This window comes from Dyella dinghuensis, from assembly GCF_003977615.1.
Taxonomy (GTDB): domain Bacteria; phylum Pseudomonadota; class Gammaproteobacteria; order Xanthomonadales; family Rhodanobacteraceae; genus Dyella_B; species Dyella_B dinghuensis.
This window is the reverse complement of record NZ_RYZR01000003.1, coordinates 39,305-52,371: the sequence shown is the minus strand read 5'-3', so window position 1 is coordinate 52,371 and position 13,067 is coordinate 39,305. Positions and strand designations below refer to the sequence as shown.

Genomic DNA, 13,067 nt, shown 5'->3' with positions numbered 1-13,067 from the left:
CCCTCAATGAGATGGCGTTAACGCATGGAGTTGCGCGCATCCAGACCAAGCTCGCTGTCTTTTGTGTGGGCTGTCGGCCTACACGCAATCGAAGCTGGCAATCAATTCTCGGATGTCGCTAAGGCGCCAACGCAAGGCAGGAAACTCTTGGGTCCGAACGACGGAATGTTCAGTCGTTCATTGCGGGGCTCCGGCACGGATCGACAATACGCACCACGATAGGCATACGAGCGGCGCTCGCCTAGAGTGCGAAAGACGAAATAGTTATTCGTTAGGAGCGAGCAATTAAAAGTCCTCCGATCCACTACCCCGGGCTTGCCTAGGCATATTGGTTCCGGCCTTCTGACTTCGCGTGATAAAGATTCGAGTCGGCTCTGTGCATTAATTCCTCGTTGGAAATTCCGAAGTTTTCCAAAGTGGTTACGCCGATGCTAACAGTGACGCGCCTATCCAGGCCTTTGTCATGAGAGAGGTCGGCGTCGACAATGACTTTGTTCATTCGCCGCGCGACAGTGTATGCCCCCGCAATCGGCGTCCTTGGCAACAGCACCACAAATTCTTCGCCACCATACCGTCCAATAAAATCAGATGGCCTGCGCAGCGCTCCCGCCAGCAATCTTGCAACGGTACGCAAGCACTCATCGCCTCGGACATGACCATACAGGTCGTTATATTCCTTAAACAGATCGATATCGATCATCAGCAGGCTGACAGGTTCTCCCTCGCGTTTCGCGACGGACACCTCGCGATCCAATAGTTCGTCAAACGCCCGCCGGTTGGGAATACCGGTAAGCGCATCAGTGACGACTAAGTTTTGCAGCTCCCTTTGTAGAGAAATCAGAGATCTCTCATTAGCCATTTGTGCACTTTGCGTAATGACGTTCCGTACGCCATAGCCAATAACCGTAATGCATACCCCTATAGCCCCAAGCGTGGGGTGGTCCCTCCAAATGCTGATGCTAACCGCTAATAGACCAAGACCGCGAAAGAGTGGACTGATGCCTTCCGATATGTGAACGATCGACTGCTTTGGTTTATACCGCGCCATCCAATTTGGGGGAGGACGCAGGCCCAATAGGCCAAAGACAAAGAATGAAGGTAATAGCAGGAGCTCAAGGAAGCGATTGTCGTACGCGAGCAGCAATCGATTGCGAAGCGCAGCTAATAGAGTGCTTGTAAGTAGAAAGGAAAACAGAACAAAAAAGAAATGGCGCCGACTAGAGCTCTCGGATCCCAAAAGCCTTACCCCCGCAATTAGTGTCATGTAGATACCAATGACGTCGAACATGCGAATGATAAAAACGACATCGTTGGTGTTGGCGCTTCCTTCACTGCTTACCACTGAAAAGATTTGTACAAAAAACAACAGGCCCAAAAATGCGCCCATCAACATGTCAATATAGGTTGTGATGCGCAAAGTTCGTCGTCTAAAGGTCGTTGCGCATGAGAGGACAATCATTACTGAGTAGATACCGCCGAAAAATAAAGAAGCGCCTGGCACGAGGTTGTAATTGCCATTAATCGCCTGCGCAAGGGCGGCCATGTTGGAGAAACTAACGAACGCAAGTGCGATGGCCGTAAGCACCCATCGAAAGGAGTTTGGAAATGTCGAATGACGGCAGCGCCAAACGGCGGTAGTGAGTGTTAGCCACTGAACGAGCAGTATGATGATGTAGCTGACACACATGGTTCCCTGGGCGTCGTTTGCTATCGCCAAGGCATGGGCGATAAATAGAAGCGCGTATAGCACTAGGACTGCACGATACGTGCGAGGGGATGTCCCCTCCACTAGGCCTGCTTCCCGTATTTCCGCCATTCAAGTGTCTCGCTCGGGGCATGGTGCGTTGCCTTAACATGCAACGATTGGGATATGAAGGCAAGTTCCCAAGGAAGCCGGAAAACGTATCCCACATGTTCAATGTCTTGAACAATATTTGCGGCGCTGTTTTATACGCCGACTGCACTTCGTTTTTCCCGTGGCAATACCTTGGGGTGATTTAAAGAATTGTGACGTTGAAGTATTTCATCCCTAAATAATGTCCGCTTTCGACCCAAAGCGGGCACGGATGAAAATCTCGCAACATCACTGCCGATAGCCGACACTAAATTGCCATGCTATTGGCAGCTCCCGTCCCCGCGCTTGTGCCAACATGCTTTCTGCATTGGAGGCACTTCTTAGGGGACGGATATGGGCAGAAAATGTTCAATGATTCTTACATTGCGACTGCTGGCATGTGCCAGTGTTCTGATCCTTGCGGCATGTGGGACCGCGCCAACCGCGCCGGTCCCTTGCGCCTCGACGCCTGCGCGATGCGTGGCGATCGGCGATAACAAGAGCGGCTACGACGACCCTTATCGCGTTTTCATCCGCATCCAGTCTGACCTCAATCGGGTCGCCGCGGGCCAACCACGACGCACCGTTCCTGACGGTGCCAGCCGCGATCCTATAGAAAGCATCGTGGACGCGTATGCGGCCTACCTGCGACACGACGAAACGCGTATGAATGAGGCGCTTGCCATCGCCGTGGGTAGCGCACAACAAAAAATGCAGGACATGCCGCAGTGGCAGGCGCCGATGTACGAGAAATACAACGCACGCCTTGCTGATGCCGTCCGTGCGAGCCAACCCTTGCCACATCTGCTGGCAGCGATCCGCGTCGTGGACACCGCGCTTTACTTCGAGGCCGGTGGTTTGAGTCCTGAGCAACGGGATGACCAACTAGGGATGCACAGCAGCACCCCCCAGCCGCAGGCTGGCCTATGGCTACGCCTGCCATGCCGCAGCTTGCATGGCCACGAAAAAGATTTTGCGGCCAACGCGGATGCGTTAAAAAGCTTATCTGGTCCCCTGTTGGATTGCCCAAGTGACGACCAGGCCATCATGTCACTGGCCGGCATTGCGGGCACGCCCCAGTTGTTGAAGCCACACCAGATGCCAAACTGCCTAAATGGCGTCGCACGCGATGGCACGTGCGGTGCGGCCATCGCGCCATCCAAACCATCGCCACCGAACCCGCGCGAAGTGGCTATCGCCAGCATGGCCATGCATCCCGATGCGGCCGATCCCGTGCTGAAACAGGCCGCCGAAAAGGATCTGCGCGGCGAACTGGACTATGCGTTGTTCCTGCATGCCTTCCGCCCGCACACGCCGGCGCGCGATGCACAGATCCAACATCTACTCGACGACATACAGGGCAAGTCGTACGTGCATCAAAAGCCGACTGGTGAATTCCCGATCACCGCTTATGACGGTAGTGACGATTCGCTGGTACCACGAATCATCCTCGCATCGATGGGTGAGGATCGGAGCGTGTTCCAGTACGCCATTCCGTGCGATGTACTACAGGCAAGACACGCGCTGGTAGCGGCCACACAGGCGCGCTATGGCAGCAACATGGACAACTTTCTGCCGCGTTCTGGTTGCGACGAAGCCGGTGACCCTGATGGCTACCCAGCGGAAGCGGTGGCCACGTTCAGAGAAGATGCGGCCAATGCCGACGGTCATTTCATCGACAACTTTGGTGGGAGCATGGTTTATGGCTTCGAAAAGGAGCAGGCCTTCACCGAGACGGCGATGAAGGTCGATCCGGCGTCCTTCCTGTTGCCAGTCGTCGCAAATGTCCAGAACTATCCATATCAGAACTGGGGCTACCTAGGGCTCAATAACTACCGCACCAGCTTGCGTCTCATAGCCGAATTTGAAACAGCCCGACGAAAACTGGCTGACTACTACGTCACGATGCACATGTCTCATGAGCAAGGCATGCAAGCGGCACGCAATGGACTTTTTTCGTTAGTGTTCGGAGGTGATTGCGGCCAGTCGATGCCGGATACCTCGCCGCGCGTATTGCTTCTCGAACATGCGCCATTGCTGGCGATACAAGAGGCATTAGACAAGCACGACAACGACGACGAACTCCTGGCAGGTTGCACGCGGTTCGGCGGTATTGACCCGTTGCTGCTGATTGCCGCCGGCAGTTATCCCGAGGCGCTTGATCTACTGCTCGCCCACGGTTCGACAGTGAATGACGTCAACCCCATCGGTAAGACGGCATTGATGGAGGCGGCGCAGTTCAATCAGGCGCAGAGCGTGCAATTCTTGCTTCAGCATGATGCCAACCCCAATGCCACGACGTGGCAGGCCAACGACGATGCGCTGCTGCACCATGATGCACGCACTGCGCTGATGTATGCCGCTGCCAATGCTTCGTTAGCTACGATCAAGCTGCTGCTAGTTAGTGGCGCCGATCCGTACCAGACCGATAGCAAGGGCTTCCGAGCCATCGACTATCTGCTTGGCTATGGCCCAACACCACCCAATCCGGTGTTGAGTCACTCTGATCGCGCCAAGGCACAGGAATGGTTGTATTGACCTCGCGGAAACGTAAGCTTGCGCTTCTGGCCCCTGGTCGGTCTTATCGCCGAATTGTTTGGCGAGCTTAAAGCGTCCGCTTCCGATCTAAGCAGACACTAACTGGTTATACGAACGCAACTTGATTTGCGGATTGTTGATAGTCAAAGTTAGTACGAAGTATCTGCGTTCGTCCGTGGACAGACGGCAAATTTCGAAAGGAATCTTGGCATGAAATTATACTTTTATCTAAAGAAGATGCGGCGCCTAAAACGGGGAATCTTTTTTTTCCTGGCGGCTCTAGCGACTACCGTGCCAACTCATGCCGTAGTCACTCGACATGATGTCCCAGATGCAAGTTACGTCGTCGCAACAAACGCCTTTCCTGCGCTGGTTGACTTACCAGGCGGGGGACAAGGAGTGCTCATCGCAAGGCAATGGGTTGTGACAGCTGGGCATACGACGTTGGATATGCCAGAACATGGCAACTACGTGGTGATTAACGGCAAGCGGAGAGCTGTTTCCCGGGTCGTCCGCTATCCTGATTACCTGAACTTTTCGGCCAAATGGACGACGCTTTTCCGTGGAGTGAAGTCCACGGATGCCACATCGTGGATGGCGAAATACGTCTCGGTTCGCGCACTCATGCACGATATAGCGCTCTTGCAGCTAGCGAGCCCTGTTGAAGACGTAACCCCCATTCCTTTGTACCGGCACTCGGACGAGCATGGAAAGATCGCAAAAATCTATGGAAGGGGAGTTACTGGAAACGACTTGAAAGGCGCTGATCCGAACGCGACCTCTGACGGAAAGTTGCGCAGAGCATACAACCGTATTGTCCGATCGGATAACCAGCTATTGGTTTATAGATTTGACTGCGGCGCGGATGCGTTGCCTTTGGAGGGGGTGATCGGCGATGGAGATAGCGGAGGTCCCGTTCTTGTCGAGGATGCTGGGATTTGGAAATTGGCTGGTATCGCGCATGGTTTGGATGCACAAAAGATGGATTATTTCACGATGCACGCAGGTGCGTACCGCCAAGGAGTTTGTGGCCAGGATTTTTCCAATGCGCGTATTTCCTATTTTGCGCATTGGATTGACAGTGTCGTTGGTGGTACGCAGTAGATGTTCCAGAAAGGATTGCCTGGGGCAAATCTGACAACATGCAGTGAGAGAGTTCGCCATCTCCGCTTTCGAACCGAAGCGGAGATTTGTGAGAGTGACTAAGGTTGGGGATTGGATGGACTAATAAGACACTGTTCCTAGTGTCCGGCTTGCGAGCTACTTTTTTACAATATTACTCAGGGGGCGGTATGAAGATTCGCGCTTGTAGCATGGTAATCGCCGTGACTTTGACGGTCGTCTCGTTAGCCAGCTTCGCCCAGTCATCAAGCTATATCAATAATCGAACCAAGCAAAAGGGTCTGATCGATGAGACCAATGATCCCTCCGCACCGCCCTTACCTTTCAAATCAGCGCAGGGCGGCTTGACCCTGCTTGCTGCCTCCAATAGCCCGTTTAAAGCAGATGACAGCCTTGCGTCACAAGGGCTCATCCAATACGACGGCAGAAAGGCAAAGGGTGGCCCGTATTACTTCATGGCATTTGTTAAGGGGAGTCCGTATTTTCCATCGGTGGTGCGCCGTAGATTAGTGGTCGCTACTGATGCATCCGGAATGCATTTTGAAATGCGTAGTTCGATCTTTTGCGGCGCAAACGCCGCGCAATGCGAACGGCTGCGTATGGTTTTAAATCAGGAAGACATTAAGTGCGGTTCTGCCGTAGCAGGATGCCCGGGCTATACCAGTGCATCACCTGCGAAGAGCGAAGTTGCAGACCCATCGACACCTCCTCCCCCGCCACCGGGTGGCTGATTTTCTCCATCGTTGGGGATGGAAGGGCCCAGGGAAAAGAGTCCGCTTTCGACCCAAAGCGAACATGCTACGGTCGCCTCGCATGACAAGGAGGTAGGCAATGCGGAAGGCGTTTTCGCTAATCATCATCACCGTGCTTATTGCGGCCTGTTCGGACCGTCCTCTGAGAGGGGCTGCCGCCCCCTCGCCAGATGGAAAAACTTATCTGGCCGTCGTTGATGACAACGGAGGAGCCTGTGGCCCGCTAAAGGTCGACGGGAAGGTCTGGAGCCACAGAATGGGAGAGGAAGTTCCCGTTGAGCCAGGAAAACACACAATCGAATGCGGTGCGGTAATTACGTTCGAGATCCCTCGCGGAACTATTTTCAAGTTCGACTATTGGGGACCATGATCTCAGCGGATGTCCGCTTTCAACCCAAAGCAGACCTTCCAGCGCAGCAATCGATGTCCGGGTTTGCGCCGGATTGTTAGCCGGACTTCGGACAAGTAAAGTTCCCATAGGTCAAGGCTTTAGGGGCTGCGTTCAGCAAGTGCGTGCAGATGTATAACCGGACGTGCACGTCCGTCTATTCGGTAGTTAGGCCAATATAAATGCTCAAGCTCGCCACTTTTATCGCATTCATCTTACTGGCTGTTCTCACTGCTGGCATATTCGGCGCGCTTCACGACCAGATCAGCTATACCGTTTCACACGAGTACTTCACCAAGTTCAAATTTTTCCAGTTTCATTTGTTGGACCCAGATGTACCGGAAAGAGTACGTGCAGCAATTGTCGGATTCCGAGCATCTTGGTGGATGGGAATCCCACTTGGCTTGCTTGCCGGCGTCGCTGGCTTCATTCACCCGAATGCCGCACAGATGCTGCGAGCACTACTCTTATCGCTTGTTGTCATTTCCGCATTCACGCTCATCTTTGCTCTGGCTGGGCTGACATACGGTTACTTCCAGACAGATAGCTTGAACTTGGGCAACTATCGGGGTTGGTTCATACCGCCTAACCTCGTGCACCCACGTAACTTCATTTGCGTTGGTTACATGCACAACTCGGCGTACCTTGGAGGCTTGTTGGCTATTCCTGTCGCATGGATTTTTCACGGTTACTATCGGCGCTTGGCCGCAAGAGTGGCCTAACAAGTCGTTTAAGGCGGACGCCTCCGGCGCCGCTTAACTCAGGCGTTGAATGTCCGCTTTCGACCCAAAGCGGACATTGCGGGCCGGGAGCGATCTCGTACGACGCGTCCTAAATCGAACAGATAATGCACATCATTTTTGCCTTACATGATGTGCACGCTTGTCATGAAAGATAGGAGACTCTCATAAGAACATTGCCTTTCATAACATTCATCGTTATGAGCGCGCTATCGGGATAGCGGACAGACACATGGAGGACTAGATGGGTGTTTCAAAAGGACCGGAGTTTGCGAGGCGTGACATTTACATTGACTACGCCTATCTGCGTGTCATGTTCCGGTGGGACCACGTAGCCGGGAAAATATATGTCCGGCACTATGGCCACGTCGAGACCGCTACTCCGGTGCCTCACGATAACGGATTGTTCACGGAAGCCACTTTGTATGGACTGGAGATTTCGCAGGCCGAATACCTTGCAGGCAAGTAACTCGCGGACTACTCATCAATGTCCGCTTCCGACCCAAAGCGGACATTATTGGGCATTCGGATAATCCCGCTGAACGTCCATCGAGGCTCGTTTGGAATGGAAAAGCCAGGCCGGTTCGTGCAATTGACTTTACTAAACCGTGCGGCTATCGCTCAGCGCTTCTCTTATCCACGCTGTGAACGTATCCATTGTCGCCAGGATTCGGGTAGGTAGATGGCGATCACGCGGGTAGAGAATCGATACCTCGGGAGCATGCGTTTCCCAGGCGGTGAGCACACGTTCTAGCTTACCGTCCAGCAATGCCGGTGCAGCAATGAAGGACAAGCTCTGCACAATGCCCACGCCCGCTATCGCGAGCTGAAGGCGTGCATCTGCGTCACTCACGGATGCAACGCTCGGTGGATGCAACTCACAACGCTTACCATCGGATTCAAATTCCCATTCCAACTGTGCTCCGGGCTGAGGAAGGAGGAAGTCAATCAATCGATGCTTTGATAGATCCTCGGGATTTTGTGGGCGTCCCATCTGACGCAGATAGGCAGGCGATGCCACGGTGACGCGTCGTGGGCGCCCTAATGGCCGCAGGACCAGATCTTGATCTTCAAGACCACCGATGCGCACCGCGAAATCGATGCTGTCACGCACGAAGTCGCTGCGCTGGTCGCTCATAACCAATTCGAGGTGAATGCCTGGATGCTGCGAATACCATTGCGGCAATCGTGGAATGAGGATCGATCGCGCCACCGAAATATTCGCACTCACTCTGACCTTACCCGTCAGTGCTTCACGTGAATCGGTTAGCGAGGCTTCAATTTCGTCCAGATCGTTCAGCACACGCCGACAGACTTCGTAATAGCGCGTTCCGGCTTCAGTTGGCGCGACTGCTCGTGTCGTGCGAGCCAATAGCCGTACACCCAGGGTTTCCTCCAGCCGCGCCACCCGTTCCGTTGCATTCGATGAAGACATATGAAGGGCTCGTGCGGCGCGGCCGAATGAACCTGTTTCAACGATCCGGACAAACAGGCGCATGGCTGCCAGTTGATCGACACGCATTCAATTGTTCGCTTTTAACGAATAAGTATTTCGTATTTTACGCTCTAGGCGAGCCGCCGTCGAATATCTATCGTGTGCACCATCGTCGATCTGCACCGGAGCCAAGCCATGAACTACTGCACATTTGGCCGTTCTGGCCTAAGAGTTTCCCGTTTCGCCCTTGGCGCCATGACTTTTGGAGCGGGTAGCGGCATTTGGGAATCGATTGCGGGCCTGAATCGTGAACAGGCCACCCGCCTGGTCGGGCTGGCGCTAGACCACGGGGTGAATTTGATCGACACCGCCGATGCCTACTCGCAAGGACAGTCCGAGCTGGTGGTTGGACAAGTGCTCGCGGATCTCGGTGTCGATGAAACACGCATGCTCGTTGCGACCAAAGTGCGCTTGCGGACCGGTCCCGGGCCAAACCAGGTTGGCCTTGGGCGCTCGCATATTCTGCGTACGATAGAGACAAGCCTCAAGCGCCTCGGCCGCGATCACATCGATCTGATGCAGCTTCATGATCGTGATGCACTGACACCGCTGGACGAGACGTTACGCGCACTCGACGACCTGGTCTCTCAAGGCAAAGTTCGCCACATCGGCGTTTGCAACTTCAGCGCTGCCGAACTTGAGCGTGCTCACGCTATCGCTTCGCACGCACACTGGGCGCAGATCACCAGCAATCAAGTGCATTACTCACTCGCGGCCCGCGATATCGAACACGACATTGCCGCCGTGGCGCAGCAGAACAATGTGGCATTGATGGTTTGGAGTCCACTGTCCGGTGGCTATCTCAGCGGAAAGTACACCGCCCAGGATGGCCAAGCCGCAAAGGGGCGTCGCACGAACCTCAACTTTCCACCGATCGATCCACAGAAAGTAGATCCCATCGTGTACGAATTGCGCGCTATCGCCGAAGCGATGGAAACGACACCTGCGCAAGTTGCACTAGCTTGGTTACTGGGACGCGACGAAGTCGCAACTGTGATTGTCGGTGCCAGTTCCGAATCACAGCTACTGGCCAATTTGCAGGCGGAGGAACGTGTGCTGTCGATGGAGCACCGTCAACGTCTGAACGATGTGTCCAAACCCATCGTGCCCTACCCGCACTGGATGCAGCGCTTCCACGATAAGGATCGTGCTTGATATTCGGGAAGCCGGTCGACCATGAATATGCCCAGCCCATCCACACGGAGAGCCCCATGAGCGCACAGAACAGTGTTCGCAATACAACCCAACTCTTTGGTTTCGCAGCTGTGCTTTTTGCAGTTTCTTATTGGAGTGGCATAACCCGCGCGCAGACCGTCCAGGCTCCGCAGGCCGGCTCAGCGGCATCCACCAAAATCGCTGGCACTATGAAGGATGACCTCAAAAATCGTTCGCACGATATTCATTGGCCAAATGGATTCGATCCTGAAAAGGCTGATTTGTTCTCGCACAACGAGCTTGTCATCCATGCATCGTGTGAACGAGTGTGGAAACATATTATTGACGCAGACAAATGGCCGCAGTGGTACCCCAATTCGAAGGATGTCCGAATCATCGGTATCAGTCCCGTTCTTGTACAAGGTACGGTTTTTCGCTGGACGACGTTTGGGCTGCCACTGGAAAGTAAGGTCAACGAGTACGTCCCATATTCTCGGATCGGTTGGTACGGCTATACGCCAGGCACCAGGCCCACGTTCTACCACACTTGGTATCTGACGCCTGCTGGTAACGCTTGCGATGTTGTTATGGATGAAGTTGGAAAGGGTGCTGCTGCGGCCCACTTGCGTGAGACCGATGAGAGCTTGATGCATCGTGGCCATGATCTTTGGCTGGCCACGCTGAAGTGGGTTTCTGAGGGACCTTGAGCCTTGCACGCGTTTTATCAAACAAGCAGCACCCCATAGCAGCAATGGTCGTGGCCGGCTTCCTCCTAAATACGCGCTGGCTTGACACGCACTCCTCCGAGGATCGCTCCTCTCGCCGCGCCGCTGTGCGCATCGGCATCACGCGCAAGAAATGAATAGGAATGATTCTATGTATGTCATTACAGGAATCACTGGTCGAGTCGGTGGCCATGTTGCTCGTGCGTTGCGGAGCGGAAAACTGCCAGTTCGCGGAGTTATGCGTGATCAGGCCAAAGCTTCCGCTTGGGTCGCGCGCGGTTGTGAGGTCGCCATAGCGGAAACAACCGACACAGCAGCACTGATCAAAGCATTTAAAGGGGCCGAAGGTGTATTCGTCATGCTCCCATCGGTGCGCGATCCACAACCTGGTTTTGCAGAAGCGCTCCCCATGGTGGCCGCGTTGCGTACAGCGCTCGATGCTACACGCCCGGAGAGAATCGTTTGCCTATCGACGATTGGCGTGCAGGTGAAGCAACCCAATCTTCTCAACAAGCTTCGTATTCTGGAAGAAGCACTTAATACGTTGTCGATTCCGATCGCTTTTCTTCGTGCAGCCTGGTTTATGGAAAACGCAAGATCGGACATAGCCTCAGCGCGAGATCGTGGCGTGATCGCCAGCTTTCTGCAGCCGCTCGATAAACCTGTTCCCATGGTCGCGACGTCCGACGTCGGCCGTGTCGCCGCTGAATTGATGCAGGAGCGATGGCGCGGTCGGCGTATCGTAGATTTGGAAGGCCCTCGTCGTGTTACTCCGCATGATCTCGCTGCAACGTTTGCAAAGTTGTTCGCTCGACCGGTTCGTGCAGAGCCCGTTCCACGTGAGACGTGGGAGGGGCGCTTTATTGCGCAAGGGATGAAGAATCCCACGCCGCGAATACAGATGCTCGATGGGTTCAACGAAGGCTGGATTGAGTTCGAGGATGGTGAGGCCGGCGCACGCAAAGGTGGGGTATCGCTTGAAGCTTCACTCAAATCACTGATCGAGAGGCTGTGAGTGTTCCTATTTGACACGAAGTGGACACCACCATTGGCGCTGGCACACAGAAATTCGCCACATCTGTAAAACACGATTTCGACACCCTCACGTACATCACATGAAAATGAACCGATCGTGATTATTGAAGGTTTCGGGGTCCGGCAGCACTCGCCGTACCCCCGCGCATCACCCATAAACGCAGTTTCGGAGAAAGACATGTCGCTCAAAAACAAACGAATCGTTGTGCTTGGTGGATCAGCAGGCATCGGTCTTGCCACGGCGATGGCCGCGGCCAACGAGGGGGCACTCGTTGTCATCGCGTCCAGCAGTCAAGCGCGTATCACCGAGGCGAAAAAGAAATTACCTCCGAGTGCAGAAGGACATACGGTCAACTTATTGGATGAGGGCAGCATCAAATCATTCTTTGAAAAGATTGGAGAATACGACCATCTGGTGTACACCGCAGGCAATGCCCTGCTAGTGGTCGACCAGAAAGATTTGAGCTTGGAAGAAGCACAGGACTTTTTTGGGCTCCGCTACTGGGGCGCCTTCTTGGCAACGAAGTACGGCGCAGGTCAAATCCGCGAGGGCGGCTCTATTGTCCTTACCTCAGGGATGGCGGCACGCCGCCCTCGTAGCGGGATGACAATAGTGTCGAGCGTGTGTGGTGCAGCCGAAGCCCTCACGCGAGCGCTTTCAGTAGAACTTGCGCCGATCCGAGTGAACGCGGTTTGCCCAGGAGTCATCAAGACGGAACTTTGGAATAGTTTCCCGGAAGCTGCTCGCGAGGCGACATTCAAACGCGCGGAACAGAACCTGCTCGTAAAACATGTCGGTGAAGCTCATGAAGTCGCTGAAGTTTACCTTTATCTGATGCGAGCAGGATTTACGACAGGTCAGGTCGTAGTATCCGACGGCGGCGCATCGGTGAGCTGATAAGGCCATCCTCAAGATAGGGCGATTGTTAGGCAGACACGATGTTTGGTCGCTGACGCGGCGAAAATTCGAGTATGGAATGGTTGTCACTTGCTGAACATTGACCCGACGAGTATGCCGAGGGAGCCCCCTCTCCCTCGGCATGGGGGTCTTATGGTGGCAGGGCTGCCGCCTACCGAGAAAAGTCGATGATCAGCCTGTCAATATCGCTAGTCAGGCGAAGTTCGTTAATGGCCTATCCCGGAACGCCACCGGACTGAACCTCTCGTACCACAGCCACTCGGGCTTCAAAGCATCGAGGCCTCATCCTGAAGACAGATTTGAGCGCCGGGTTGTCTGAGCGAAACGCTTCATCCATTAACGGATATTCATGTGTTTTGTTTCT

Annotated in this window: 11 protein-coding genes; 9 read left to right on the top strand and 2 right to left on the bottom strand. The window is 54.2% G+C overall.

Annotated features, from left to right (window positions below):
• Positions 1–319: 319 nt before the first annotated feature.
• A complete protein-coding gene (locus EKH79_RS03420; protein WP_158621183.1) occupies positions 320–1,750 on the bottom strand; it encodes a GGDEF domain-containing protein in 1,431 nt (476 codons plus the stop codon).
• Positions 1,751–2,314: 564 nt separating this feature from the next.
• Between EKH79_RS03420 and EKH79_RS03415 the strand changes: the two genes are divergently transcribed.
• The 5 genes from EKH79_RS03415 (at position 2,315) to EKH79_RS19180 (ending at position 7,843) form a co-directional block, all read left to right on the top strand.
• Positions 2,315–4,372, top strand: a complete 2,058-nt coding sequence (locus EKH79_RS03415) for an ankyrin repeat domain-containing protein (protein ID WP_158621182.1) — start codon at positions 2,315–2,317, stop codon at positions 4,370–4,372.
• A 210-nt stretch (positions 4,373–4,582) separates the two neighbouring features.
• Positions 4,583–5,476: a S1 family peptidase gene (locus EKH79_RS03410; RefSeq protein ID WP_126672402.1), complete on the top strand. Its 894-nt coding sequence runs from the start codon at positions 4,583–4,585 to the stop codon at positions 5,474–5,476.
• 188 nt (positions 5,477–5,664) lie between these two features.
• Entirely contained in the window at positions 5,665–6,225 is a 561-nt protein-coding gene (locus EKH79_RS03405) for a hypothetical protein (protein ID WP_126672401.1), read from the top strand.
• Between the two features lie 591 nt (positions 6,226–6,816).
• Positions 6,817–7,356: a signal peptide-containing protein gene (locus tag EKH79_RS03395; protein ID WP_126672399.1), complete on the top strand. Its 540-nt coding sequence runs from the start codon at positions 6,817–6,819 to the stop codon at positions 7,354–7,356.
• 262 nt (positions 7,357–7,618) lie between these two features.
• Entirely contained in the window at positions 7,619–7,843 is a 225-nt protein-coding gene (locus tag EKH79_RS19180) for a hypothetical protein (protein ID WP_126672398.1), read from the top strand.
• Between the two features lie 132 nt (positions 7,844–7,975).
• Here the strand turns inward: EKH79_RS19180 and EKH79_RS03385 are convergent, their stop codons facing one another.
• Complete coding sequence (locus EKH79_RS03385; protein ID WP_126672397.1) at positions 7,976–8,896, bottom strand: LysR family transcriptional regulator; 921 nt, start codon at positions 8,894–8,896, stop codon at positions 7,976–7,978.
• A 168-nt stretch (positions 8,897–9,064) separates the two neighbouring features.
• On the opposite strand from EKH79_RS03385, the gene EKH79_RS03380 reads away from it, so the two are divergent.
• The 4 genes from EKH79_RS03380 to EKH79_RS03365 all read left to right on the top strand — a co-directional run bounded on the left by EKH79_RS03380 (position 9,065) and on the right by EKH79_RS03365 (position 12,682).
• Positions 9,065–10,024 (top strand): aldo/keto reductase, encoded by a 960-nt coding sequence (locus tag EKH79_RS03380; RefSeq protein ID WP_199754117.1) that lies wholly within the window; start codon positions 9,065–9,067, stop codon positions 10,022–10,024.
• 56 nt (positions 10,025–10,080) lie between these two features.
• The gene (locus EKH79_RS03375) at positions 10,081–10,731 is read left to right on the top strand and encodes an SRPBCC family protein (RefSeq protein WP_126672395.1); all 651 of its coding nucleotides are present in this window, start codon (positions 10,081–10,083) and stop codon (positions 10,729–10,731) included.
• A gap of 151 nt (positions 10,732–10,882) precedes the next feature.
• Positions 10,883–11,764: an NmrA family NAD(P)-binding protein gene (locus EKH79_RS03370; RefSeq protein ID WP_325050571.1), complete on the top strand. Its 882-nt coding sequence runs from the start codon at positions 10,883–10,885 to the stop codon at positions 11,762–11,764.
• 198 nt (positions 11,765–11,962) lie between these two features.
• Positions 11,963–12,682: an SDR family oxidoreductase gene (locus EKH79_RS03365; protein ID WP_126672393.1), complete on the top strand. Its 720-nt coding sequence runs from the start codon at positions 11,963–11,965 to the stop codon at positions 12,680–12,682.
• The last annotated feature ends 385 nt before the right edge of the window (positions 12,683–13,067 follow it).